Genomic DNA, 24,551 nt, shown 5'->3' with positions numbered 1-24,551 from the left:
GAAATCAACGACTTTTAAAGAAAACTTGGCGAGACCAAGCCTTTTGTAGGTCGAGCCTTAGTTGCCCTTATACTGAAGAAAGTATTTTATACTTTCTTTAAGTGCAAGAGCAACAAAGTTTGCGAAATAGCCAAAACTTAAGATTTTTATATTCTCCGTTGGACCTTTCGCCATCCTGTTTGGGTTTTTTTACTTTTATTCAAGAAGAATTTTGCTTTCCCTCTTCCAAATAGTCTTGAAGCAACACCTTGTGTAATGATCCCCATGAAAGCAGTCAGTCCGATGACAAATAGGCCGAGCAAAGTAAGGTCGATGAAAAATTGCATCCGATTTACCTCCTTGTATGTAACATCCATAATTTCCTAATACTACTATTGTAAAAGAAGTTTTAAGCCTTTGGAAGAGGGGAAATTATTAATCGATCAAAAATCAAAATTCCCGCTTAGCTGTCCACTGAACACCTTCTATTCCCCTTTTATTATAGCTTATTTACTGAACAATTGATATAAACTGTCTTCGGGAAACGTTCCTTAAAAGGAAGGTCGAACCAATCCTTTGAATTCAAATTTAGAGCTAAATGGAGGTTGTGTTATAATGGAAAGGAATAAACCAAATGGAAAGGGTAGATCTATGAACTGGTATGAAAAGCTGAATGAATATTTTCCTGTAGAAGAAATGAAATCGAAGAAACACATGGAGTTATTGTTGAAGGAAAAAGGTGACGTCTATCATAAGGATGAGAGTGAACATCACGTCCTAATGTATGCAGAGTTCGAGGATTTTATTTTCATCGATTATATTTTTGTATCTGGGGCTGCAAGAGGGCAAGGGATTGGCCACAAGGTATTAGAAAAGCTTAAAGAGAAAGGCAAGCCGATCATCCTGGAAGTAGAGCCTGTTGATTACGAAGATTCTGATACTGAGAAAAGACAGCGCTTTTATAAACGGGAAGGGTTCGTACATGCAGAATCAATCGGGTACAGACGCCGCTCACTTGCGACCAATGAAATCAATGAGATGGAAATCCTTTTCTGGGCACCTGAAAATGAATCAGAAGAAATGGTTTATGAAAGTATGAAAAAGATGTATGAAAAGATTCATACCTACAAAGACGTAGAGCTGTACGGTAAATCTTATCAGGATGTAGATGATGTTCTCACATTTGAAGAGTAAGTGAGGAAAGGACGGTGAGATTCATGAAACGCCGTACAAAGAATAAGAAGAAACGAGAATGGATCAAGGATCTTCTTAAAAAGAAGCTGCCAGGTTGGACGCCTAAGCCGACAAAAGGTCCAGCGTCACAATCGAAGAGATATACAGCTTGATATCTACACAAAGATTCCTGAAATAACAACAGGGGGCTTAGTCATGTGTGTTCGACACTTATGACTAAGCCCCTTTTCTATGGTCTAAGATTTTGGTATATCTTCCGATTGTTCTTTCTTCCTTTTACGTGTTTCTTTTATCTGGTCGAATTGGTTATAGATGACTGGTATGAAAATCAGGCTGATCAGGGTGCCGAATAGAAGACCAAAAATAATCACAATCGCCATAGGTTGTTGGATTTCTGTGCCTTCACCGATCCCGATCATAAGTGGGATCAAGCCGAGAATCGTCGTCAAGGCAGTCATCATGATCGGACGTAAACGCGCTTTACCAGCTTTTACAATCGAGCGCGAAGTGGAGAGCCCCCTTTGCTTCAGCTGATTGATATAGTCGACGAGTACGATGGCGTTGTTGACGATGATTCCTGTCAAAATCAAGATACCGACTAACGAACCAACTCCAAAAGGCTGTCGGGTGACTACCAATCCAAGCAAAATCCCAATTGCAGTAAGCGGAATCGAGAACATGATGATGAATGGATAGAAATAGGATTCGAATTGACCCGCCATAACCATGTATATTAAAACAATCGCAAGTGCCAAAGCACCACTAAGTTTGAAGAAGGCATCTTTCATTTGTTGATTTTGACCACCGAACGAGATTTCATAACCAGAGGGTAAAGAGACATTCTCTTTAATTTGTTTTTTGACATCGTTCATGACATTTCCCAGATCTCGATCGAGAATTGACGCACTAACCCTAATTTCCCGTAATCGATCGGACCTGTTGATTTGACTGGGACCAGTTCCTTGATTGATCTCAGCGATAGACTTCAATTTCACTAATTCTCCCCGGGGTGTCTCGATGTTTAAATTTTTCAGATCCTCTACATCCTCAAGCTTTTCTGGATCGACTTGCACCCTTACGTCGACTTGGTCACCGCTTCGATTAAATACAGTAGCAACTCTCCCGTTCGTTGCATTTTGAACAGCTTGCGAAACTTGGGCACTGGTCAATCCGAAACTTGAGGCTATGGTTCGATCAACTTCAATTTCAAGCTGAGGATTCCCTGTTTCATAATTCGAATCGATTTCCCGAATTCCATCCACTTTATTGATTTCTGCTTTAATATTATCTGAAATGGTTTCAAGCGTTCCTAAATCCGGACCAGACACTTCTATAGAAACGGGCGATTCTGAAAAGCCTGCGTCACTTGCTTGTACAGATATCTCAGCATTTTCAACCTTATCGATTTTCGATCTGATGGTATCAGCTATTTGAACATCCGATTGCTCACGATCTGAAATAGGTTTCAGCAATATGCTATACATTGCCGTATTACTATTGGAGCCTGCCTGGATGGAAAAGTCATTCGAACCACCGATCGTCACATAGTAGAGATCGATCGCGCTAATGTTATCCAATTTTTCATTGATGATTTCAGTTGCTTGATAGGTTGAATCTGTACTGCTTCCTGGGGGCAGTTCTACATTAATATTCACGTAACTCTGGTCCTGGGCTGGTAAAAACTCTGTCCCTATGAATGGGATAGCCGAAAGTGATACGAGAAGGAGAATCAATGTCCCAAGAATCACCCGTTTCGGATAGCGAAGTGCCTTTCTTAAGAGATAGACATAGCGCCTTTGAAAGTTTAGAAACTTCCCTTTCTGGTTGATTTTCTTATGTTTTCCTGCAATCAAGTTTGATGACAGCAGTGGAACGATGATCAGCGCTGTGATGAGTGAAGCTGCGAGCGCATACGTAACACTTAGAGCTAATGGTTTAAATAACTGTGCAGCCAAACCATCGACAAAAACAATCGGCAGGAAAACGACCACAGTTGTAAGTGTAGAGGCGATGACAGCACCGCTGACTTCTTTTGTTCCAGTGATTGCAGCCTCTTTTATTGGTACACCTTTTTCCCTTAGCCTGTATATACTTTCTAAAATGACGATGGAATTATCGACAATCATACCAACCCCGAGCGCTAACCCACCTAAAGTCAAAAGGTTGAGGGTTTGGCCAGAAAAATACATGAAAATGAAAGCAGTCATCACCGAGATTGGTATCGAGAACCCGATGATCAACGTACTACGAAGATTCCTTAAGAAAAGATACAGGATTCCGGCGGCAAATAAACTACCGATGATCATATTTAGCAGAACCGCTTTAATGGACTGTTTGATAAATTTAGCCTGGTTGAAAATCGTCTCCACTTTCACCTCTTCGGAGAGGGAGAGGTCTTGCAATTTCTTTTCGACGCTGTTTGCTACTGTAACGGTATTCTCTCCAGATTGTTTAAGGATGGATATTCCAATACTTGGTTCACCGTTCAGATAACTGATCTGGTCAGCATTTGCCGTTGTCTCTTCAATTTCAACGAGCTTATCCAGTTCCACGACCCCGCTTTTAGTCGGAATCGGCAATTGTCTGAGCTCGGTGATCGAATCGAATTCTCCAACAACACGTAAAGGATACTTCATTTCTTTGTCATTGATTTCTCCACTTGGCATCGTCACGTTCTCACCAGCTAAAACTTGTCTGAGCTGGTCAATGGTGATACCGAAATCATTCAAAGCTTCTGGATCAACAGACACGTTGACGACTTTCTCTGTGCCGCCTTCAATTGTGACGGATGCAACGCCATCAATCGAATCCAGTGCAGGCTTTATTTCATTTTCTACAAGTTTCTTGGCAGAGACCAGGTCACCCTCTGTCGCTTGGATGCCTAACCGGACAATCGGGAGGTCATTCGGATTGAATCGGAGAACTCTTGGTTGTGGAACATCCCGGGGGAGTTGATCACGAACTGCATCCAGCTGCTCCCTCATTTTTAAGGCGGCAAAGTCCATGTCTGTGCCCCAATTATATGACACAATAATAAGTGCCCCGCCCGTTCGTGAAACAGAAGAAACACTTTCTACGTTAGGGATGGTCCCCATGATATTTTCAATCGGTTGTGCAAGAAGTTTCTCAACTTCCTCTGGACTTGCGCCTTCATATGTAACCGTAACTGCTGCAACAGGAAAAGTAAGATCAGGGAATAAGTCGACCGGTGTATTCCGGACACTTACCGCCCCGATGATTAGCATGAATAAGATCACCATTCCCATGGCGATTGGTCTAAAAACGGAAAGTTCAGTTATTTTCATCAAGTCCACTCACTTTTTAATACTGATTTTCGAACGGTTTATCAATTGGTATTTTCCTTCAGTGACAACAACGTCACCTTCAGTCAATCCATCGCTGACATGGCTTGTACGCTTGCCTGATGCTTCGAGCTCAATTACCCGTTTGATCGCTCGTTCATTCTTGACGACAAAGACATAAGGTTTGTTTTGATCATAGAGAATAGCCTGATTCGGTACAGTCAGTTTATTTTGTTTGATCTTGGTATCGATCAGAGCAGTAGCAACAGAATCTGACTGGATGTTTTCCTGGTTTTCTTGTAACATGACTGAGACCGTGTACGTGTTTGTTTCCGGATTCGGTTCTGATGAAATGGATTCGATTGTACCTTTAATCGGTTTTGACACGTCTTCAAAGCTCATTTGTACTGCCATATCTTCTGTAAGTTCTTTTACATGAAATTTGTTTGCGCTGAAAACAGCCTTCAGGTCTTGCTTACTTGAAACAACAGCTAAAGGTGTAGAAGGGAGGGCTGGTGCTCCAGCTTTTGCATTGACTTGTTCGACTGTTCCATCAATTGGTGATGTGATCTTAGTTGCTTCTAATGCACTTTCGGCTTGTCTCACGGCTCCTTTTGCCTGTTCTAGTTGACCATTGATCAGCGGTAGGGTGGAGGCGGTGAGTGAGGAGCCAGAGGAAGTCACTCCTTTTAATTGTTCAAGTGTTTCTGAGATCGTAGCTGTGATTTCATCTGAATCAGCTTGTTCTGGTAATTGGATTTCTTCCAGCTGATCGATCGTTTCGTCAATGACGTTGTTCACCCGGGATTGTGTAGCCTGTTGTTGTTCGATCGCTGAGTTAAGTTGATTTCTCGAACGTTCAAGGGTCGAGACGGCTGACCGCGCTTGTGCAAGTTGTTGTCGCAGTTGTTGATCTTCTAATGAAAAGAGCAGGTCTCCTTTTTTAACATTATCTCCTTCTTTTACATGGACTTCTTTTACTTGAGAAGGTGTGGAGGAGATGACAGGGACTTGTTCAGACGGGGTTGTTTTACCCACGAGTTCAATTGATTCTTTGAAGGTGGATTTTTCAACGGTCTCCGTCTTTACAGGTATCGCATTGTTCGCAGCGTTGTCGCTTGTAATGATATCTTCGGAACACGCTGTTAAAAGGATTATAAAACTACTAAGCAAAGCTAATGACTTTTTCAAGAATACTCACTCCATTATCATCTACAAGCAAATTTCTGAGAAACAATCTACGTTTTATTATAGTTTAGGTTTAAAAAAAATAAACAAGGGAACATGGTTTTTGGGAAGGTTTAACAAGATGGACACAGTTTCTGAAGGAAATCGATTTATACCCTATCATACACATAGAAATTGTTGTATAATAAGAAATGTGATTAATAATCTTTTTAAAGTAAGATTTCTTATAAATATGATTTTCAAATCATGAAAGGAGACGATCCTTATGGTTACATTATATACTTCACCAAGCTGTACATCATGCAGAAAGGCTAGAGCATGGTTAGAAGAACACGAAATTCCTTTCCAAGAGCGTAATATCTTTTCAGAGCCATTGTCAATCAATGAGCTTAAAGAGATTTTGCGTATGACTGAGGAAGGGACAGACGAAATCATCTCGAAACGCTCCAAGACGTTCCAGGAACTGAATGTCAATCTCGAAACGATGCCATTACAAGATCTGTTCGAGCTGATGAGCGAAAACCCTGGACTATTGCGTCGTCCGATTTTGATAGATGAAAAACGTCTGCAAGTAGGATACAACGAAGATGAAATCCGTCGTTTCCTACCAAGAAAAGTCCGTACATTCCAACTGCTCGAAGCACAAAAAATGGTCAACTAATAATGAAAAGACTGCTGCTTAACTTGAATGGTAAGCAACAGTCTTTTTTTTGTTTTTTTAGTGGGGGAGCTTGGGCGTGCTAGGGATGCGGATTGTTGGGTGTGTGTGGGTTCTTGTCGCAGAGGGGATTGTACTGTCGCGGTGTGGGGGGATTGCGCTGTTACAGAGTGGGGCTATTTTACTAAATTGCTCAAGATACAGTCGGAATTGCTCAAGATGCCCTTAGAATTGCTCAAGATGCAGTCAGAATTGCTCAAGATACGCAAGATGCCCTCGAAATTGCTCAAGACGCCATCAGAATTGCGCAAGATGCTCTCCAAATTTCTCAAGTAGCACTCAAATTTGATCTAAATCATCCGTATATGCCCTTAGAAACAGCTTTTATAGAATTATGCCGTTCAAAAAAGGAAAATGTTAGTGCGACTAGAATAAAAACTAACAGAATTTAGAAAGGAGTGATTTTTTGAAGCAAAAAATCAATTTTTACTCACCAAAAATCGAAAAACTTGAAGCGATACTAAGAAGATCTCCACCATATCATCCTGGTAGAGCAAAAGCTGAAAGCTGGTTGTCGAAAAGCAAGGCTGGAGAGAAGGGTGAAAGGGCACTTGACTATCCCTTAAGCTTTCTCGATGAAAAAGGATACACGATTTATAATCGTACCCGCCTATCAAGCGGTGAATATTACTTCCAAATTGATTCGCTTCTAACCCACATGAAATACATCATTATATTAGAGGTCAAAAATTTAGCCGGAAAACTTATCTTTGACACTGCAAATAACCAACTTATCCAGCAGTTAGACGGACGGGAAGTAATTTACAAAGATCCGATACAACAGGTAGATCATCAACATTTTCAACTGAGAAGATGGTTAGAACAGCATAAGTTCCCGAATGATATTCCGATATACCCATTTGTTGTTGTAACAAATGACTCCACTCAAATCGTACCTCGGGATAATGAAAAGCTGCTCACGAAAAAAGTCCTTCGCAATTCTTCACTCCTCGTTACGATTGAAAATCTTCATAATAACCACACTAAAGAGTATCTCTCAACAAAAAATCTAAGAAAACTAAAAAAGTTGCTAATAAAACATCACACTCCACATGATCCAGATCTCCTCAGCCAGCTGGAAATTTCAAAAGATGAGCTTATAACTGGAGTACACTGTCCTCATATTTCACTATTCCAATGAAAAGACTTCATAGTAAGTGGATTTGCCTCACTTGTAAAACAGTCTCAAAAGACGCTCACCTAAATGCGCTTCGTTTACCTCTTAATCCAGCCCACTATCACAAACCAACAATTAAGAAATTATCTACACATCGATTCCAGAAAAACTGCAAGCTACTTATTAAAATCATTAAAATTGGAACATGAAGGAAACACGTCCAGACTCAGTTACGACCTTTCCTCCTTATGGTCAGCAAAAAAATTCTATGAATAAAACGCTCTTATGGTAAAGACTTGGTTTCTACAGAAATATACTCGCTTTCCGCGGGTGAACCGCAAGCCTCACCACACGTTCATCGCTGCGGATCTTGCCTGGCTCGCTGTTCCTGCAGGAGTCACGTATATTTCTTCTGCTTACAGGGTTTCAATAGCAACATTATATTAGAAAACAGCAAAATGAAAAGACCCACCCATTGGGGCGAGCCTTTTAACCAAGTTGTTTAGTTCAAGCTTTCGCGTGTTTTCATTCGTTTGGTGAACCACCCTGATAACAGTACACCTCCGATGATGAATGCGTAAAGGAGAACGCTAAGGAAGTCATTGTGTCCGATCAGATTGTGGATGATTTTCTCTTCATTAATCATCTTAGCTGCTGTAAATGCGAGAATTCCAGATCCGATATAGACGAGTGCCGGAAACCGTTCCATGAAATGAAGGATCAATTTACTTCCCCAAATGATGATTGGTACCGATACGAGTAAACCGATGATCACGAGTAAGATGTTCCCGTGAGCCGCACCTGCGATGGCAAGTACATTATCGAGACCCATTACGATATCCGCCACGACGATTGTCCTCACAGCCTCTCTTAATGTTGTCCCAGCCTGGATGTCTGCTTCGCCACTATCTTCAGCCAACAAATTATACGCGATGTAAACAAGAAGGATGCCTCCGACTAACATAAGGTAAGGTATTTTTAATAAGTAAACGGCCACAATGGTTAGTACAACCCTTACGGCAATCGCTAAGCCTGTTCCTAATAAAATCGCTTTATTCCGTTGGTGCACGGGTAAGTTACGGCTTGCTAATGCAATGACGATGGCATTATCCCCGCCAAGAACGATGTCAATGGCAATAATTGATAAAAGTGCAATGATAAATTCCGATTCAAACAAAAAAGTAAGCCCCTTTCTAATATGAAAAAACACTTGACGTTGGCTTATAATCCACGTACAATCAACCAAAATAGCTATATGTACAAGGTCGTGAACGTTGAAATTATAAAATAGTTCTTCAATAGCGTCAAGCTAGGAAGTATCGGTTATCGGCCTATTTATGGTAAAAAAGTAAAAATGGTCATGCATTTTTATTTCATTCCTCACTTATTTATCATAGAATAGAAGTACAAGAAACTCCAACACTTTATTATTGATTCAGCAGCGTACAATATGGGAACACTATGCGAAAGAAGGTAAATTTTAACGTACAGGGGTTCAAAATCTCTTCCAGGTGAGCAATCTGGATCGAAGGGAGAGAAACACCATGGAAATAGAACGTGTAAATGAGTATACAATAAAGTTTTTCATAACTTATAGCGATATAGAGACAAGAGGATTCGATAAAGAGGAAATTTGGCAAAACCGGGAACGGGGAGAAGAGCTGTTCTGGGAGATGATGGATGAAGCACATCAACAGGAACAATTTTCATTAGAAGGTCCGCTTTGGATTCAGGTCCAGGCTTTGGATAAAGGACTTGAGATTCTGGTGACACGGGCTTCGTTATCACAGGATGGTTCGAAATTGGAGCTTCCGATCTCAGATGACAAGCAGGTCGATGTTCCAGTTGACGAAAACATTGAAAAGATGCTTGACCATCAATTTAATTCAGATGTTGATAATGATGATGCTTCTGAACAGGATGATGAAGATTACTTATCTTTCATGATCCGTTTCGATGACATCGAGGATCTCATATCATTAAGTCACGATATTAATTGTGAGTCATTTGAAGATATCCTTTATCATTATGAGAATAAGTACTATTTGTACGTGACTTTCTATGATTCGTTCAGTGAATCTGAACAGGATGATGTGTTGAGCAGATTGCTGGAATTTGGTGACGAAACAGATCTTACCATTCATCGGATCGAAGAGTATGGGAAAGTGATTCTTGCAGAAAATGCGCTCGAACAATTGAACGAGTATTTTCCTAAGAAGTAGTGGGACGCCGATCTTCGTCAAGAATTTCGGCGTTTTCGTTTTCAAATTTAAATAAAGTATAAATACTTTATTCAATATAAGCGCACAGCTGGTTGCTTCGGAAGCAATGCACCGCACGAAGGAAAAGTAATTGCTTTTTCGAGGAACTAAGGCTCAGCCTACGCTAGGGCTTAGCTTTGCCAATTTTTCTTCATACCATTACATTGCCAATCAATGCCACATTGAATTCAGAGGGATGTAACCATGTTCAAAAAGACATTGCAGCTTATGATGTTTTTAGCAATCCTGATAAGTATATTCGTCATCACGAAACCGTACTGGGAGAATTGGATTGTCGGGGCAAATTGGATTCTTGGTGCTTTAAGTATCTTTTTCTCATTCTCTGCACTTTTCATCGGGATTGTCATCTTTTTAGAAAATCGGCATCCGTCCCAGACACTGACCTGGTTCGTTGTTTTAGCCGCGTTTCCTCTAGTCGGTTTCTTTTTCTATATGATATTTGGCCGGAATTATCGTAAAAAGAAAATGTTCGATCAAAAAGCGCTCACTGATGAAGAGGCTTTTTCACGCTTTGAACAGAATCGTGCCCTTGATGATGACAATATGAAAATGATGGGGGATCATCAACGGTTGTTGTTCCAGTTAGCTCAAAGGTTAGGAAAGAGTCCGATTTCATTCAACACCGATACGAAGGTCCTTACAAATGGGAAAGAAACCTATACATGTATTCTTGAAGCCTTACGTAATGCGGAAGAACATATACATATGGAATATTATATTGTGCGTCATGATAATATCGGCAGACAGATTAAGACGATCCTGATGGAAAAAGCGAAACAGGGAGTCGAAGTCCGTTTCTTGTATGATGCAGTCGGAAGCTGGAAGCTCTCTCGCGACTATATTGATCAACTTCGAAAGGCAGGCGTGGAGGCTGTACCTTTTTTACCTGTTAAACTCCCTTTATTCAATAACAAGATCAACTATCGGAACCATCGGAAAATTGTCGTGATTGACGGGAATGTCGGTTTTGTCGGCGGACTTAACATCGGTGATGAGTACTTAGGTTTGAATCCCACTTACGGTTACTGGCGGGATACACATCTGATGGTAAAGGGAGAAGCGGTTAGAAGCTTACAGATCATCTTTCTGCAGGATTGGTATTCGATGACTGGAGAGACACTATTGGAGCCAAATTATCTTTCTCCCGAAATTCCGAGTGCACAAGTGTATGGTGGCGTACAGATGATTGCCGGCGGACCGGATCACCAGTGGGACATCATCAAAAAGTTGTTTTTCTCGATGATCATCTCCGCAAAGAAATCAATTTGGATCACATCGCCTTATTTCATACCTGATGAGGACATTCTGAATGCATTGAGAGTCGCTGCTTTAAGCGGAATCGATGTTCGGCTATTATTCCCTGCAAGACCGGATAAGAAGCTGCCATTCCATGCGTCTAGATCTTATTTTCCAAGTCTTCTTGAAGCAGGTGTGAAGATCTACGAATATCGAAAGGGCTTTTTGCACAGTAAGATCATCATCGTCGACAATGAACTAGCTTCAATCGGTACAGCAAATATGGATATGAGAAGTTTCCATTTGAATTTCGAAGTGAACGCCTTTTTATATCGTACAAAGAGTACCTTGAGGTTGGTGGATGACTATATCCAGGATCTTGAAGATTCGACACCACTTGTGCTTGAATCCTTCAACAATCGGGCATTTTACTATAAAATTCTCGAATCTACATCAAGGCTCTTATCTCCATTACTATGATGAATACACAGAATCTTTTTCTCCAGCGAGAAGGGTTCTGTTTTTTTATATGGAATACTATTGAGGTGCGAAAAAATTCAATAGATAGAGGTGATTCAATGCTTTTAGCGAATTCCAGCAACGGGCAGTGTATCAATCTGGCCGAAATCTGGAAAAAAGACGAATTGGAAAGGATGAGAGATTTGGATGCTTTCCAATGTCCTATCTGTAATAAGGATGTTATCCTTAAGCTTGGCACAAAAAGAATCTGGCACTTTTCACACGTAAGCGGCACGGCATGCGGGGTGGACATCGAACCAGAATCCACCTACCATTTGTTAGGGAAAAGACAATTGTATCAATGGTTATCCGCGCAAAACGTTACCCCCGAATTAGAGCGATACTTCCCCTTGTTGAGGCAACGCCCTGATCTATACCTCCCTGGCTTATCGACCGCGATCGAATATCAATGTGCGACAATCCCCATCGAGATTTTCAAAAAACGTAATCGTACCCTTCAAAATGCAGGAATCGATCCTATCTGGATATTGGGATCAAAAAGGATATCCAGAATCAAGAATACCAGCTTCTATTGGTTGGACGAACTTGCCTTTCAATCCTTACAATTCAACGATAGCTGCGATTTTTCACCTTATATTATGTATTACTGCCCTCTAAGCTTATCCTTTACGTTTCTTCATTCCATCGTTCCATATACCTCAAGGATGATTCTTGCCTGTAAAAAGACCATCTCATCTAATCAAATCGTCTATCCATTTCACACCAATGAACTCGACCCGCCTTATTTGAAAGACTGCCATACTGAATGGATTGAAAAAAGCGTAACGACCCGCCTTTATATCCATGTGAACAAAGACCCCTCTGTCATAATGATGAAGAAACACCTCGTGAATAAAGGGATACCAGTAAGTCTTTTTCCAGTCGAAGCTGGACTTCCCTCTAAACACCTTTTCTGGTTCAACTCGCCTGCCTATGTGTGGCAAACCTGCTTCCTGATCGAAATCCTCCATCCGATGTCAGTTGATTCCACTTTTTCATTCCGTCAAATCTTCCGAAACTTCATTAAAACAATAAAGTTTTATAAAATCAGCACCCGTCCTATCCTTGCAGATGAAAAGAGTCATATTTCTTATGCATTGATGGATTATTTGCAATGGTTATGTAAATTCGGTGTGTTGAAAAGGGTTGATGTGAATCACTTTATAAAAAAGAAGGACCTCCAATTCCCAGAATCGATCACTGATGTTAGAAAAACGATGAAACAGTATTTTAAAATTCAGGTATAAAAAACCTTATTGCTTGCTTTTTCATTAAGAAATCCACGAGACTCCTGCGAGAACAGCGAGCCAGGCGAGACCCCGCAACGATTCACGTCTTATGGTGAACGTCGAAGCCACCACATCCTGTGGAAGTGAGTGAGTAGGCTCGCGGTTCGCCTACGGAAAGGGAGTGGATTTTGGGAAAGTATATAAATAATCCTGGATTTATCTGAAAAACATAGGGAAGAAAGAAAGGAAATCTGAACTGTCCCTCGAATTTTATACAGATGTAGGGATTGTTTTTATTAGGAAACAACCTATCTATACCAGTAATTCTGTTAGAGGAAATAAGGAGGATTTTAAATGGCAGAACAAGCAGTGAAATCATTACCAAAAAGAGACGAAATTCCGGTTGAAGATACTTGGGATTTAGAAGATATTTTCGAAACGGATGACGTATGGGAAGAAGAATTCAAGCAGGTAAAAGAATTGATTCCTCGGATTGATCAATATCAGGGGAAACTGGGTGAATCGTCAGCGACCCTATATGAAGCCCTGCAGCTTCAAGATGAAATTACCAAACAGCTTGGAAAGTTGTATACATATGCGCATATGAGAAATGACCAGGATACAACGAATTCCTTTTATCAGGGCCTGAATGATCGTGTGGCGACATTAGCGACTGAAACAAGCAGTCACCTTTCTTATATCGTTCCTGAAATTCTTTCTTTAGACGAAAGTCAGATCAAATCCTTTGTGGAAGAAAATGATGACTTGAAGCTTTACGATCACTTTCTAGATGAAATCAACAGAAGCCGTCCGCATGTGTTGTCTCAAAAAGAGGAAGCGCTGCTCGCGGGTGTAAGTGAAGTGACGAACAATGCGAGTAATACGTTTGGCATGTTGAATAATGCCGACCTCAAGTTCCCGACAGTCAAAGATGAAAATGGGGAAGAGGTTGAACTTACGCACGGTCGTTATATCCGCTTCTTGGAAAGTGATGATCAGGAAGTCCGCAAGAATGCTTTCAAGGCGATGTATGGAACGTATGATAAATTCAAAAATACTTTCGCAAGTACACTAAGCGGAACAGTGAAAAAAGACAATTTCAATGCAAGAGTAAGGAAGTATGATTCTGCACGTCAAGCTGCACTTGATGCAAACAATATCCCTGAGACAGTCTACGACAATCTCGTGAAGACGGTGAATGACAATCTTCATCTGATGCACCGTTATGTGAAACTTCGTAAAAAGGCTCTAGGCTTGGATGAACTACACATGTATGATCTCTATACACCGATTGTGAAGGACGTGAAAATGGAGATCCCTTATAATGAGGCGAAAGACCTTGTCGTAAAGAGCCTATCGCCACTTGGGGAAGAATATGTCAATATCGTTAAAGAAGGCTATGAGAAACGATGGATAGATGTCCAGGAGAACGTTGGAAAGAGAAGCGGAGCATATTCTTCGGGAGCTTACGGGACGATGCCGTATATTCTTATGAATTGGCAGGACAACGTAAACAACCTGTTTACATTGACGCATGAAATCGGACACTCTGTTCACAGCTACTATACGCGCGAGACACAACCATATCCATATGCGAACTATTCAATTTTTGTTGCTGAAGTAGCTTCTACCTGTAATGAAGCATTGTTGAACGAATATATGCTCAACATTACAGATGACAAGAAGAAGAAATTATACTTGTTGAACCATCTTCTTGAAGGATTCCGAGGCACCGTTTTCCGCCAGACGATGTTCGCCGAGTTCGAACAATTGATCCATGAACGTGCAGCGGCTGGTGAAGCGCTGACACCTGATTTGTTTACGAAGCTCTATTATGAACTTAATGAAAAATACTTTGGCGAAGATATCATCATTGATGAAGAAATCGGACTTGAATGGGCAAGGATTCCTCACTTCTATTACAATTACTATGTATATCAATATGCGACTGGCTTCAGTGCAGCCGCCTCGCTTTCTAAACAGATTTTAGAGGAGGGTGCGCCAGCAGTCGAACGATATCTTGAATTCTTGAAGGCTGGTAGTTCTGATTATCCAATCGAAGTCTTGAAGAAGGCAGGAGTGGATATGACAAGCAGTAAACCAATCGAGGAAGCTCTATCAGTATTCGAATCCGTATTGAGTGAAATGGAAGAGTTACTTTTCGAAACAGAATAATTAATACCGGGCTGGCTGCGAGGTCAGCCCGTTTAAATTTTAAAGCCCTTGAATCGGTTGCGGCTGTTGATGCGGACTAGAATATAGAATATGGATATGAATAGCAGTGGTGTTGCTATGAATAAGGGGAAAATGTGGAGGAAGCCGAAAACGACGAGGACGAAACTAACCATGACACCAATGACTCCGAGCATTATCCTTAATTGCATGATATCACTCTCCTTACACTAAAGTTTATGAATGAAAAAATAAAACATGCTTTCCGAATGGAGGCAGGATGTGAGAAAGCGGAGCAGGATCATCCTAATACAATCAGAACAAATCGCACTGATCAAACGTGTTAAAGAATCAGAAACCTATTATGTCATCCCTGGCGGCGGGATAGAAGATGGTGAAACACCAGAGGAAGCCGCATGTAGAGAGGCGAAGGAGGAATTGGGCGTCGATGTCATGATTAAAGGATTGGTTCATACAGAAAAATGGAACGGTCTGCACTATTATTTTCTGGCTGAGATCAGTGGTGGTGAATTTGGAAAGGGCAGTGGGGCAGAGATGAATGGCAAGAATGAAGCGAAAGGGAAGTATATCCCAATGTGGGTTAATGTCACGGGATTAACAGAGCTTCCGCTGCGTCCAAAATCAATCATTGATAAAATACTCAGTTTACCTTAAAGAAAACTTGGCAACGCCAAGCCTTAGCGCAGGCTGAGCCTTAGTTCCTCGAAAAAGCAATCGCTTTTCCTTCGTGCGGTGTATTGCTTACGAAGCCACCAGCTTGTGTGCTTATATTGGTTTAGACTTTCTTTAAATGAAAAGGCCCTTTTCTTAAAGAATGTTGCTTTGGGGTCAATTTGTAATGAACCACCTTGTGCAAGTTGATTGGAGAGCAAGGTGCGAGACTCCAGCGGGATCAGCGTGCCTACTACCTGAATAATCTCCTCGCAAGGCATGCGACGAGGAATCTCGCTTCGCCAGGACTTTCTTGTAGACGCAGGATCACAAATGCTTAATTGATAAGGAGACTCCTGAGGTCGCAAGGCGACGAGTGGGCTCACCGCACGCCCCGCGGAAAGCGAGCATCCTGGAGCGGAAATCAACGACTTTTAAAGAAAACTTGGCTAGACCATGCCTTTTATAGGTCGAGCCTTAGTTGCCCTTATACTGAAGAAAGTATTTTATACTTTCTTTAAGTGCAAGAGCAACAAAGTTTGCGAAACCATTCAATGAAAAAGGGGCCTGACTTATGCGTCAGCCCCTTCAATATAACGCCAAAAGGTACCGTGTTTTACTGGAACTCTTTCAACCTTTTGTTGTAAAACAAGTTCTTTAAGTTGTTTTTCCACTTCACGTTCACTGAGATTATAAACTTCTGAAATTTCTTTTGTAGCCACGAATTGATACTTTTGTAAAAAATACTCCATTGGCGGTGGGGGACATTTTTTCGGTAACTCCCCGAGAAGTTCTTCTAAAATATGAACATAAATCTCATATGAATACATTCCAGTAATTTTTATGCCTTCGTCTGAAGTATCACTGAAAAAAACAAGCGATGGCAATTGGTTGACTTCCATTTCCTGTGTCGTTTTTACGTCACACTGGAACGCCTTTACTGCGCTTTCTGAATGAAGGTCCTTTTGGAACTCCTTCACATCGAGTCCAGCTTCGTCTGCACATTGCACCAATACATCCAATTTCGTGATATTTTGCTTTTGCAGAAATAATTCTTCTCTTAATTTTCTCAAGAAGCGTACACCGTTCGATTTTCCTTGTAATTCAGCAGCCTTTACTGCAATCGAAGCGATATAAGGAGTTTGAATCGGGTCTTCATACCATACATCTCCATCACAAGACATCCCGGAGCGATTAGCGGTGATTTCCCATTTCTTTGCAACATCTTCTTTCGTACAAATCCCATTCCGTCTCTGTATCGCAGAATTCCAATAATCGAGTGTACCCCCCATCAAATGTCTAAGGCGGATGTGATTTCCGAACTCGATCTGTAACTTCTTTATGACAGGTTCAAGGCCCCAGCATTCTGGACATAGAGGATCTACGAATGAGTATATTTCAATGGGGCGATTCTTATATGAAGTTGGTAATTCGCACTCACATTGGATAGCATTGTTTGCTTCTGTTGATTCTGTATTGTGCTTCGTCAATGGTTATTCTCCTTTCTATCGCTCTTATTCAGGATTGTTAACCATGTGATGGGCTGTCATCGTCAAGCGGCTGTAAATTTGTTCTTTATAAGGGCTTTCCAGGTTGACTTCTTCCATCGCTTCCTTCATACAGGAAAGCCACGCTTCCGCACGTCGAGTTGTGATTGGAAACGGCATATGTCTTGCCCTTAACATCGGATGGCCATGTTCTTCACTATATAAAGGCGGCCCTCCTAAAAACTGGGTTAAAAATTGTTTCTGTTTTCTTATCGTTTCAGTTAAATCATCTGGAAATATCTGAGCGAGATCCGGGTGAGCTTGTACGCGAGGATAGAATGCCTCCACAAGCTTATCAACCATCTCTTTACCGCCGATAGCTTCAAATGGTGTATAATTTGAATTCATAATTCGTTACCTGCCTTATTTTGTTCCAACTTGAAAAAGTATAATCACACTTTATTCTTAGCAAGAAGTTATTACTTATTTTAGCAATGCAATTATTGTTTCGGCAAACATTCTGATTTACAGTTCATTTGACCTTGTACCACGCGCTTGTATACGAAGCCTTAAATCACTGAGGGGGGTCTCGCTTAACTTGCTGTTCCACAGGCGTCTCGTATATTTCCACTCCATTAGCAACAAACTTTTAAAAAGCCCTAAAAAAAAGAAACCCATCCGGAAATGAGTTTCTTTGTACGCTCTGTAGGTATGCCACAAGTTTTATTCAACTTATCTCAGGCACGTTGATAATTGGACATTACTTTTCTGACATAATTTTTTGTTTCGGTGAACGGCGGGATACCATTATATCGATCGACATTCCCAGGACCAGCATTGTAAGCGGCAAGGGCATTCTGGATATTGCCGTCATAGCGATCAAGCATTTGTCTCAAATATTTCGCTCCACCCATGATGTTCTCTTCAGGATTATAAGGATTTCTGACACCAAGACCCTCAGCGGTTTTCGGCATCAGCTGCATTAATCCCATCGCACCTGCTGGACTTGTACTCAAGGCATTGAAACTCGATTCTTGTTTGATGATAGCTTCTATCAAGTTAGGATCAAGATTGTACTTCGCAGCTGCTTTGTTTATATATGTACGATACTGATTGTCCGTTGATATAGTCGGAGTCGTTTCCATCAGCGGATTCGTCATCATGACAGGTAAATTCAATCCCATCGGCTTCGTGTCGTTACCGCTTAAAACAGCATCCTGTTTAATGAATGACTGGAGTGCTTCCTCCAACATCTTACTCCATGCTGAATCGACAGAAGAAGTTTTCGGTCCAATATGAAATTGACTCAGTGATTGTAGTTCTATTAATGATCGGATCAATTGACTGTTCAAACGTCATCCCTACTTTCATAAGCTATCTTCATCATAGCAAAGGGCATTCCCATAAACAACGAATTTTGACAAAAATTTCATATCACATTAATTCGCAATCATGTTGCTCTTGAAAGCCATTGATTTCCGCTCCAGGATGCTCGCTTTCCGCGGGGCGTACGGTGAGCCCGCAGGAGTCTCGCACCTTGCTCTCCAATAAACTTGCACAAGGTGAGTTTTTAAAAATGACTCAAAAGCAACAATCGAGCCTTAAAGATTTAATCCATAGATTCGGCTCAACCGCGTTTACGATTGAAGAAGCGCTCGATTTTATTCAGCGTGTTTCGTTGTGGAATGTTGTACGTTTCAAGAAGGTTGTGGAATTCTTGTTCGCCAGTCTTGCGATCAGCGACTTCGTATTCCAACTCAAAATCTTCTGTCCCAAGATAAGTGGAATGATCAAATACAAGTAAACCAGATTTATACGTTCTTTCAACTCTTGAAGTGACAAGAGACCCTAAGCATTTTAACTTGTTAGATTCGATTCCGAATGTTTCTTCAAGTAAATCCAGCATCTCACTTGAAGCTACTCTATGACCATTTATTAAGTCTAAGGCATTTGCTTCTGATAGTACTTCATGCGATTCAAGCAGTCCGTCATCATGAGGTCGTTTCAGAGTGAATGTATAGGTGTTCTTTTTATAACGGATACGGAGTGCACATCCTTTGTCTTTTAACGAAAAATCCTCAGTATCAAAATAATGATTCGTTTGCTCGATAAAAGAATCATCCGATATAGAGAAAGCAGAGATTAGAGCATTGAATTCTTCTTCAGTAACGAGATTCTTAAGTTCAATTTCGATTTCTTGTTTCATAATATGGATCACCTCATATGTCAATCATTTCCGTGTCATTATCTCATATGAGGATACGGGCTACAATTTTAATTTGAGATTTAAAATATGATACACTTAATAAGGAGTTTAAAAGACCAACAAAGCATATCGATTCATTTTTAGGAGGACCAATATGACTACAAGATTAGAAGTGACATCAAGTGAAATTTTTGAAGATAAGGTCGAGTTTGTGTGCAATAGCGAAAACCTGTCAGGGGAGGTTAGCCTGGCGCCTTCCGGACAAGTACTCGTGGACTCTGATTCTTTATCTTTCATTTATATATTGGAAACGACGGATAGCTTCATTTACGTTTCATTTCCAAAAGAACAATGGAATGGATTGAAAACAGTGATTACGGAAGAGAAAGATGCTTTTCTGAAATTATCTAACCATGAACTTCTAAATTTAAAAGGATTAAAAGGGGAATTAGAGTATTTGATCGAAAACATTTCTGGAAATGCAAATTACGGTAACGAAATGATGAAAAGTGTAGAGGAGATCTTTCAACCGATCAGTGGTTGATATAGAGAGCTTCCGAAAAAATAGATTCGGTGGTGGTTGGATGGAATGGGATGTTTTCTTGAATCCTTACAAACAAGCAGTTGATGAACTGAAGGTGAAACTGAAGGGGGTGCGGGATCAATATCTCATTGAGAATAAGCACTCTCCAATCGAGTTTGTCACTGGCAGAGTCAAACCTGTTGCAAGTATTATCGATAAAACGAAACGGAAGAACATTCCGCTGGATGACATTGAAACGGAAATCCAGGATATTGCAGGGATCAGGATCATGTGCCAGTTTGTAGATGATATCGAAACAGTCATCAATATGCTGAAGAAGCGTAAAGATCTTGAAGTAATTGAAGAAAGGGACTATGTCAATCATAAAAAGCCGAGTGGGTATCGTTCCTTCCACGTCGTCATATCCTATCCTGTACAAACTGTAGGCGGTGAAAAGAAACTCTTAGTTGAGGTCCAAATCCGGACACTTGCTATGAATTTTTGGGCGACAATAGAGCATTCTTTAAATTATAAATATGCAGGGGCGATCCCTACGAATATCGAAGAACGCCTTCAGCGTGCGGCAGAAGCTGCTTTCAGGCTGGATGAGGAAATGTCTCTTATAAAAGGGGAAATACAAGAGGCGCAAAAGATTTTCGAGCAAAAAGAACAACGATGATATACATAAAAAATGAATTTTGAAGGTAAGGAAGCGATGGTTAATGAATTTTTCGATAATCTCAAAAGGTGACGAGAAATCAGCTAAACTTGAAAAAAGGATCAAATCTTATTTACAAGACTTTGATTTGAAATGGAATGAGAAAGAGCCTGATATCGTTATTTCCATTGGTGGGGATGGCACACTTCTTCATGCGTTCCATCATTACATCGAACGTGTCGATCAGACTGCGTTCGTTGGTGTACATACAGGACATCTCGGTTTCTATGCGGATTGGACACCGAGCGAAGTGGAAAAGCTCGTTATCCATATTGCGAAAACACCTTTCCAAATCGTTGAATATCCTTTGCTTGAAGTGACTGTCCGTTATTTAGACGATGATAAGGAAAGCCGCTATTTGGCGATGAATGAATGTACAGTAAAAAGTGTAGATGGTTCACTGGTCATGAATGTTGAAATCAAAGGTGAAGAATTCGAAACCTTCAGAGGGGATGGGTTGTGCATCTCTACGCCTTCGGGGAGTACGGCATACAATAAAGCCCTCGGCGGAGCCATCATCCATCCTTCGCTTCCTTCGCTACAGTTGGCGGAAATGGCTTCGATCAACAACAGAGTGTTCCGAACAGTCGGCTCTCCGCTTGTTTTACCTCAGCACCATACATGCATGTTGAAACCGGTTAACGATGTTGATTTTCACATAACCATCGACCATCTTTTCTTATTGCATGAAAAAGTGAAGTCGATCCAGTGCCGAGTAGCTGAAGAGAAAGTAAGATTTGCGCGATTCCGACCGTTCCCATTCTGGAAACGTGTACGAGAATCATTCGTCAAAGAATGAATTTATAGGTAAAATTGTTAACCATTAGAGGAGAAGGTACTTCATGAAACCATTGCAATTCACCTGGACCGTTGGGAAAACTTCCAGCGGTAAACTCCTCAGGGAGTATCTTTTGCAAGAAAAATTCATATCAAGGCAGGCGCTCACTGACATCAAGTATGCCGGTGGCGCTCTTTTTGTAAACGATCAACCGGTCACAGTCCGTTATCAGCTGCAAGAAAATGATCAAGTAACGGTGTCCTTTCCTCCTGAAGAGGTAAGCGAGTCGATGGAACCAGTTGAAATTCCGTTGTCGGTCTTATTTGAGGATGAGCATTTTCTGGCTGTTGACAAGCAGGCGGGTATGCCGACAATTCCTTCTATGTTCAGGAACACGGACTCCCTGGCTCAAGCTGTCCTTTTCTACTATCAACAAGAAGGGATTTCCTCGACGATACATGCTGTCAATCGGCTAGATCGGGATACATCCGGTATTGTCATGTTCGCGAAACATCGCTATGGACATTCCTTATTATCCAGACTGCAAAAAAGTGGAGAGATGGACCGTACCTATCTCGCTCTAAGTCATGGTGTTCCAGTGGAAGCAAATGGAACGATGGAGAAACCGATCGGACGAAAAGAGGGGAGCATCATCGAGCGCTGTGTAAGAGAAGATGGGCAGCAGGCGAAAACGCATTTCGAAGTATTACAGTCTTTTGAAGAATTTGCGTTGGTGTGTTTGAAACTGGAGACAGGACGGACCCATCAGATACGGGTGCATATGGCTTCCATTGGTCACCCGTTATTAGGCGATGATCTTTATGGAGGGAATCATGCTTTGATTGGAAGGCAGGCGCTTCATAGTCAATACCTGCAATTCTATCACCCGTTCTTGGAAAAAAAGATAGAGGTTGAAGCACCGGTCCCTGATGATATGGCAAGGTTGATAGAGAACGAAACCTAATATGAACGTTTAGGTCTCTTTTACTAAGTTGCACGATTCCTGTCCAAAGTTGCACGATTCCTCACCCGAATATGCAGAATTCCAAAATGATGATCTCAAAGACGCGAAAGACATAGCCTGCGCTAAGGCTTGGCTTAGCCAAGTTTTCTTTATGACAAAACATAGTTAAATCTAAAAAGAAGTCTAAAACGCTAAAATAATCTCTAAAATACGCTCCTCAATCCTCAAACGTCCTGAACTTTTCCGCCACATATGGCATCGTGGATGGTACAGAAATCGTCTGGTCCTCAGGATATCGATAGGCAGTGAGTGCGCCACCGAAGACGCATCCCGTATCGATGTTGATCGTATTTCCGATCCGTCTTGGTTCCGGAACCGGAGTATGGCCGTACACGATGATTCGCTCCCCCTGATAGTTTTGAGCCCAGTCTCTGCGGACAGGCATTCCATTCTCATGTTTTTCTCCAGTTATATCGCCATATAACACAAATGTCTTCACCCGTTTATGTGTTTGTCCGATATAATCCTCACGGATCCCTGCATGAGCAACAATCAGCTTTGTGTCATCAAGCTGAAGGTAGAGCGGGGATTCCTCAAACAAGTCCTTGAACATTCTTGAAATCTCCACTTTTTCTTGCTGTTTCAAAGCTTTGAATTCAGCAACCGTAGTCTCGAGACCATGCCTGACCTGGACATCTCTTCCTTGAAAATAACGATAAAGCTTATCGCAATGATTACCGGGTGAATAGAGTGCTATCCCTTGTTTTACAAGATGGAATACGAGCCTGATCACTTTTATCGATTCAGGTCCGCGATCGGTCAAATCACCAAGGAAAACAAGCTTACGATTCTCTGGATGGTGGTATTCTCCGCGTGTATCCTTTGTATAATCCAATTCTTCGATCAGTTGAATGAGTTCGGTATAGCAGCCATGAATATCTCCGATTACATCAAATTTCATACTTTTCACTCCACATTATCGATCTGTATGTATTAAGTATCTTCTAAAATAACAAATATTAATGAAAAAAGCACCTTCAGAAGGCGCTTTTTAATCGAACATATATTTTCTTGTCCTTGATCGGACGTTAAGGACAAGTCCGATTGCAATCATACTTGCCAATATTGAACTTCCTCCATAACTGATGAACGGTAAGGGGATCCCTGTGATCGGAAGTAACCCGATGACCATTCCGATATTCTGGAAGACCTGGAATGTGATCATACCGATTACACCAGCACATAAATAGCTGCCAAATGGATCATTGCTTTCAAGTGCAGCATGGATGATTCGATAAACCAATAAGAAGAAGAGGGAAATCACAAAACTTGTTCCCATGAAACCGAATTCTTCACCGATGACAGAAAAAATGAAGTCAGTCTGGGCTTCAGGGAAATAGACATTCCCTTCTCCGAATCCTTTACCGTATAATTGTCCTGATCCTATAGCCAATAACGATTTTACAAGCTGGAAACCAAAGCCCTGTTCAAATTCGTAAGGCTGCAACCAGCCATAAAAACGATTTAGCTGGTATTCATCATGTAAGATATACTCGATTAGAAACTCAGGATTATAGATGTAAATGAGAACAAGACTAGTTACGAAAAGTGTTGAACTAAATAATAAGAGAAGGATAATTCGCCATCGTATACCAGAAACTAATAAAAGACTTGCTATGATTGCAAAAAATACGAGTGTCGTTCCGAGGTCAGGCTGAAGCATGACCAAAAATACTGGCGGAAGAGATATCAAAATGATTTTACCAAGCAACAAAAAATCTTCCCGCATTGAACGATGCAAATATTTTTCATTATGAAGAGTGATGGCATTCGCAATTGAGATGATCAAGGCGACTTTCATCAATTCAGATGGCTGAAAGGCGACCCCGCCATACCTGTACCAGCTCTGGGCACCATTGATGTATGGGACAATTGCTTCTTTCGTACCCGCATTCGGATCCACTAAAGGGATGAGCACGATTCCAAGTAATAGGAAGATGCCAAAGCCATATATGTACCACGAAAGCTTCAAGAACTGATCAAAATCAAGGATCATGACCACTGCAATCGCAACGAAACCAACGGCATACCATACCAACTGCTTTACTACAAAGTTCCCTTCATATTGTCCAACTGCACTATATATCGCAATACAACTTGAACAGATTAAAAGAAATAAAATAAAAAGTAAGTTATAATCGATTTGTTGAAAAGGTGTTTCTCTTTCTTGGTTCGTCATTAGCGCTACCTACCTTAAAGAAAACTGG

The 24,551-nt window shown here is 41.1% G+C and carries 25 protein-coding genes; 13 read left to right on the top strand and 12 right to left on the bottom strand.

The window, feature by feature from the left end:
* Positions 1-146: 146 nt before the first annotated feature.
* The gene (locus ACTWQL_RS21520) at positions 147-326 is read right to left on the bottom strand and encodes a hypothetical protein (protein WP_443144454.1); all 180 of its coding nucleotides are present in this window, start codon (positions 324-326) and stop codon (positions 147-149) included.
* Between the two features lie 304 nt (positions 327-630).
* On the opposite strand from ACTWQL_RS21520, the gene ACTWQL_RS21515 reads away from it, so the two are divergent.
* Positions 631-1,173 (top strand): GNAT family N-acetyltransferase, encoded by a 543-nt coding sequence (locus ACTWQL_RS21515; RefSeq protein ID WP_443144458.1) that lies wholly within the window; start codon positions 631-633, stop codon positions 1,171-1,173.
* A 14-nt stretch (positions 1,174-1,187) separates the two neighbouring features.
* The gene (locus ACTWQL_RS21510; RefSeq protein ID WP_443144453.1) at positions 1,188-1,325 is read left to right on the top strand and encodes a hypothetical protein; all 138 of its coding nucleotides are present in this window, start codon (positions 1,188-1,190) and stop codon (positions 1,323-1,325) included.
* An 84-nt stretch (positions 1,326-1,409) separates the two neighbouring features.
* On the opposite strand, the gene ACTWQL_RS21505 is transcribed toward ACTWQL_RS21510, so the two are convergent.
* Both ACTWQL_RS21505 and ACTWQL_RS21500 read right to left on the bottom strand, forming a co-directional pair.
* Complete coding sequence (locus ACTWQL_RS21505) at positions 1,410-4,478, bottom strand: efflux RND transporter permease subunit (RefSeq protein WP_443144452.1); 3,069 nt, start codon at positions 4,476-4,478, stop codon at positions 1,410-1,412.
* 9 nt (positions 4,479-4,487) lie between these two features.
* Positions 4,488-5,666: an efflux RND transporter periplasmic adaptor subunit gene (locus tag ACTWQL_RS21500; RefSeq protein WP_443144451.1), complete on the bottom strand. Its 1,179-nt coding sequence runs from the start codon at positions 5,664-5,666 to the stop codon at positions 4,488-4,490.
* A gap of 262 nt (positions 5,667-5,928) precedes the next feature.
* On the opposite strand from ACTWQL_RS21500, the gene spxA reads away from it, so the two are divergent.
* Together spxA and ACTWQL_RS21490 are read left to right on the top strand one after the other, a co-directional pair.
* On the top strand, positions 5,929-6,324 hold the full coding sequence (spxA, locus tag ACTWQL_RS21495) for a transcriptional regulator SpxA (protein WP_221563850.1): 396 nt from the start codon (positions 5,929-5,931) through the stop codon (positions 6,322-6,324).
* Between the two features lie 463 nt (positions 6,325-6,787).
* Positions 6,788-7,522, top strand: coding sequence for a nuclease-related domain-containing protein (locus ACTWQL_RS21490; RefSeq protein ID WP_443144450.1), 735 nt, complete (start codon positions 6,788-6,790; stop codon positions 7,520-7,522).
* 478 nt (positions 7,523-8,000) lie between these two features.
* Here the strand turns inward: ACTWQL_RS21490 and ACTWQL_RS21485 are convergent, their stop codons facing one another.
* Positions 8,001-8,675 carry a TerC family protein gene (locus ACTWQL_RS21485; protein ID WP_443144449.1) on the bottom strand — a complete coding sequence of 225 codons (675 nt, stop codon included), beginning with the start codon at positions 8,673-8,675 and terminating at the stop codon, positions 8,001-8,003.
* Between the two features lie 367 nt (positions 8,676-9,042).
* Here ACTWQL_RS21485 and mecA point away from each other — a divergent pair, with 367 nt between their 5' ends.
* The 4 genes from mecA (at position 9,043) to pepF (ending at position 14,939) form a co-directional block, all read left to right on the top strand.
* Complete coding sequence (mecA, locus tag ACTWQL_RS21480) at positions 9,043-9,720, top strand: adaptor protein MecA (protein ID WP_443144448.1); 678 nt, start codon at positions 9,043-9,045, stop codon at positions 9,718-9,720.
* A 243-nt stretch (positions 9,721-9,963) separates the two neighbouring features.
* Positions 9,964-11,496 (top strand): cardiolipin synthase, encoded by a 1,533-nt coding sequence (cls, locus tag ACTWQL_RS21475; RefSeq protein ID WP_443144447.1) that lies wholly within the window; start codon positions 9,964-9,966, stop codon positions 11,494-11,496.
* 98 nt (positions 11,497-11,594) lie between these two features.
* Complete coding sequence (locus tag ACTWQL_RS21470; protein ID WP_443144446.1) at positions 11,595-12,782, top strand: competence protein CoiA; 1,188 nt, start codon at positions 11,595-11,597, stop codon at positions 12,780-12,782.
* A gap of 336 nt (positions 12,783-13,118) precedes the next feature.
* Entirely contained in the window at positions 13,119-14,939 is a 1,821-nt protein-coding gene (gene pepF, locus ACTWQL_RS21465; RefSeq protein ID WP_443144445.1) for an oligoendopeptidase F, read from the top strand.
* A gap of 32 nt (positions 14,940-14,971) precedes the next feature.
* On the opposite strand, the gene ACTWQL_RS21460 is transcribed toward pepF, so the two are convergent.
* Positions 14,972-15,148, bottom strand: a complete 177-nt coding sequence (locus ACTWQL_RS21460) for a hypothetical protein (protein ID WP_443144444.1) — start codon at positions 15,146-15,148, stop codon at positions 14,972-14,974.
* A gap of 70 nt (positions 15,149-15,218) precedes the next feature.
* Between ACTWQL_RS21460 and ACTWQL_RS21455 the strand changes: the two genes are divergently transcribed.
* Positions 15,219-15,611 carry an NUDIX hydrolase gene (locus ACTWQL_RS21455; RefSeq protein ID WP_443144443.1) on the top strand — a complete coding sequence of 131 codons (393 nt, stop codon included), beginning with the start codon at positions 15,219-15,221 and terminating at the stop codon, positions 15,609-15,611.
* A gap of 23 nt (positions 15,612-15,634) precedes the next feature.
* On the opposite strand, the gene ACTWQL_RS21450 is transcribed toward ACTWQL_RS21455, so the two are convergent.
* The 5 genes from ACTWQL_RS21450 to ACTWQL_RS21430 all read right to left on the bottom strand — a co-directional run bounded on the left by ACTWQL_RS21450 (position 15,635) and on the right by ACTWQL_RS21430 (position 19,301).
* Positions 15,635-15,889, bottom strand: a complete 255-nt coding sequence (locus tag ACTWQL_RS21450; protein ID WP_443144442.1) for a hypothetical protein — start codon at positions 15,887-15,889, stop codon at positions 15,635-15,637.
* A gap of 291 nt (positions 15,890-16,180) precedes the next feature.
* Positions 16,181-17,056 (bottom strand): ClpXP adapter SpxH family protein, encoded by an 876-nt coding sequence (locus tag ACTWQL_RS21445; protein ID WP_443144457.1) that lies wholly within the window; start codon positions 17,054-17,056, stop codon positions 16,181-16,183.
* Between the two features lie 66 nt (positions 17,057-17,122).
* Positions 17,123-17,503 (bottom strand): globin domain-containing protein, encoded by a 381-nt coding sequence (locus tag ACTWQL_RS21440; RefSeq protein ID WP_443144441.1) that lies wholly within the window; start codon positions 17,501-17,503, stop codon positions 17,123-17,125.
* A 329-nt stretch (positions 17,504-17,832) separates the two neighbouring features.
* On the bottom strand, positions 17,833-18,447 hold the full coding sequence (locus ACTWQL_RS21435; protein ID WP_443144440.1) for a lytic transglycosylase domain-containing protein: 615 nt from the start codon (positions 18,445-18,447) through the stop codon (positions 17,833-17,835).
* 275 nt (positions 18,448-18,722) lie between these two features.
* Positions 18,723-19,301 (bottom strand): CYTH domain-containing protein, encoded by a 579-nt coding sequence (locus tag ACTWQL_RS21430; RefSeq protein WP_443144439.1) that lies wholly within the window; start codon positions 19,299-19,301, stop codon positions 18,723-18,725.
* A 154-nt stretch (positions 19,302-19,455) separates the two neighbouring features.
* Between ACTWQL_RS21430 and ACTWQL_RS21425 the strand changes: the two genes are divergently transcribed.
* The 4 genes from ACTWQL_RS21425 to ACTWQL_RS21410 are packed head-to-tail and all read left to right on the top strand — an operon-like array spanning position 19,456 to position 22,284.
* A complete protein-coding gene (locus ACTWQL_RS21425) occupies positions 19,456-19,845 on the top strand; it encodes a UPF0738 family protein (RefSeq protein ID WP_443144438.1) in 390 nt (129 codons plus the stop codon).
* Positions 19,846-19,885: 40 nt separating this feature from the next.
* Positions 19,886-20,503, top strand: a complete 618-nt coding sequence (locus ACTWQL_RS21420) for a GTP pyrophosphokinase (RefSeq protein WP_443144437.1) — start codon at positions 19,886-19,888, stop codon at positions 20,501-20,503.
* Positions 20,504-20,546: 43 nt separating this feature from the next.
* On the top strand, positions 20,547-21,341 hold the full coding sequence (locus tag ACTWQL_RS21415; protein ID WP_443144436.1) for an NAD kinase: 795 nt from the start codon (positions 20,547-20,549) through the stop codon (positions 21,339-21,341).
* 43 nt (positions 21,342-21,384) lie between these two features.
* Complete coding sequence (locus tag ACTWQL_RS21410) at positions 21,385-22,284, top strand: RluA family pseudouridine synthase (RefSeq protein WP_443144435.1); 900 nt, start codon at positions 21,385-21,387, stop codon at positions 22,282-22,284.
* Between the two features lie 217 nt (positions 22,285-22,501).
* Here ACTWQL_RS21410 and prpE read toward each other — a convergent pair whose 3' ends face one another.
* Together prpE and ACTWQL_RS21400 are read right to left on the bottom strand one after the other, a co-directional pair.
* A complete protein-coding gene (prpE, locus tag ACTWQL_RS21405; RefSeq protein WP_443144434.1) occupies positions 22,502-23,245 on the bottom strand; it encodes a bis(5'-nucleosyl)-tetraphosphatase PrpE in 744 nt (247 codons plus the stop codon).
* 90 nt (positions 23,246-23,335) lie between these two features.
* A complete protein-coding gene (locus tag ACTWQL_RS21400; protein ID WP_443144433.1) occupies positions 23,336-24,523 on the bottom strand; it encodes an FtsW/RodA/SpoVE family cell cycle protein in 1,188 nt (395 codons plus the stop codon).
* Positions 24,524-24,551 lie beyond the last annotated feature (28 nt).

It is taken from the genome of Pseudalkalibacillus sp. R45 (genome assembly GCF_052246725.1).
Lineage (GTDB): Bacteria > Bacillota > Bacilli > Bacillales > Fictibacillaceae > Pseudalkalibacillus.
Note: the sequence above shows the minus strand (reverse complement) of the source record. Positions and strands in the feature narration are given on the sequence as shown.

What these genes read in the sequence shown, in the direction of transcription:
- ACTWQL_RS21520 (WP_443144454.1), bottom strand. Translation starts at nt 326, where the DNA reads ATGCAATTTTTCATCGACCTTACTTTGCTCGGCCTATTTGTCATCGGA.
- ACTWQL_RS21515 (WP_443144458.1), top strand. Translation starts at nt 631, where the DNA reads ATGAACTGGTATGAAAAGCTGAATGAATATTTTCCTGTAGAAGAAATG.
- ACTWQL_RS21505 (WP_443144452.1), bottom strand. Translation starts at nt 4,478, where the DNA reads ATGAAAATAACTGAACTTTCCGTTTTTAGACCAATCGCCATGGGAATG.
- spxA (WP_221563850.1), top strand. Translation starts at nt 5,929, where the DNA reads ATGGTTACATTATATACTTCACCAAGCTGTACATCATGCAGAAAGGCT.
- mecA (WP_443144448.1), top strand. Translation starts at nt 9,043, where the DNA reads ATGGAAATAGAACGTGTAAATGAGTATACAATAAAGTTTTTCATAACT.
- cls (WP_443144447.1), top strand. Translation starts at nt 9,964, where the DNA reads ATGTTCAAAAAGACATTGCAGCTTATGATGTTTTTAGCAATCCTGATA.
- ACTWQL_RS21470 (WP_443144446.1), top strand. Translation starts at nt 11,595, where the DNA reads ATGCTTTTAGCGAATTCCAGCAACGGGCAGTGTATCAATCTGGCCGAA.
- pepF (WP_443144445.1), top strand. Translation starts at nt 13,119, where the DNA reads ATGGCAGAACAAGCAGTGAAATCATTACCAAAAAGAGACGAAATTCCG.
- ACTWQL_RS21460 (WP_443144444.1), bottom strand. Translation starts at nt 15,148, where the DNA reads ATGCAATTAAGGATAATGCTCGGAGTCATTGGTGTCATGGTTAGTTTC.
- ACTWQL_RS21450 (WP_443144442.1), bottom strand. Translation starts at nt 15,889, where the DNA reads ATGCCTTGCGAGGAGATTATTCAGGTAGTAGGCACGCTGATCCCGCTG.
- ACTWQL_RS21440 (WP_443144441.1), bottom strand. Translation starts at nt 17,503, where the DNA reads ATGAATTCAAATTATACACCATTTGAAGCTATCGGCGGTAAAGAGATG.
- ACTWQL_RS21430 (WP_443144439.1), bottom strand. Translation starts at nt 19,301, where the DNA reads ATGAAACAAGAAATCGAAATTGAACTTAAGAATCTCGTTACTGAAGAA.
- ACTWQL_RS21425 (WP_443144438.1), top strand. Translation starts at nt 19,456, where the DNA reads ATGACTACAAGATTAGAAGTGACATCAAGTGAAATTTTTGAAGATAAG.
- ACTWQL_RS21420 (WP_443144437.1), top strand. Translation starts at nt 19,886, where the DNA reads ATGGAATGGGATGTTTTCTTGAATCCTTACAAACAAGCAGTTGATGAA.
- ACTWQL_RS21415 (WP_443144436.1), top strand. Translation starts at nt 20,547, where the DNA reads ATGAATTTTTCGATAATCTCAAAAGGTGACGAGAAATCAGCTAAACTT.
- ACTWQL_RS21410 (WP_443144435.1), top strand. Translation starts at nt 21,385, where the DNA reads ATGAAACCATTGCAATTCACCTGGACCGTTGGGAAAACTTCCAGCGGT.
- prpE (WP_443144434.1), bottom strand. Translation starts at nt 23,245, where the DNA reads ATGAAATTTGATGTAATCGGAGATATTCATGGCTGCTATACCGAACTC.
- ACTWQL_RS21400 (WP_443144433.1), bottom strand. Translation starts at nt 24,523, where the DNA reads ATGACGAACCAAGAAAGAGAAACACCTTTTCAACAAATCGATTATAAC.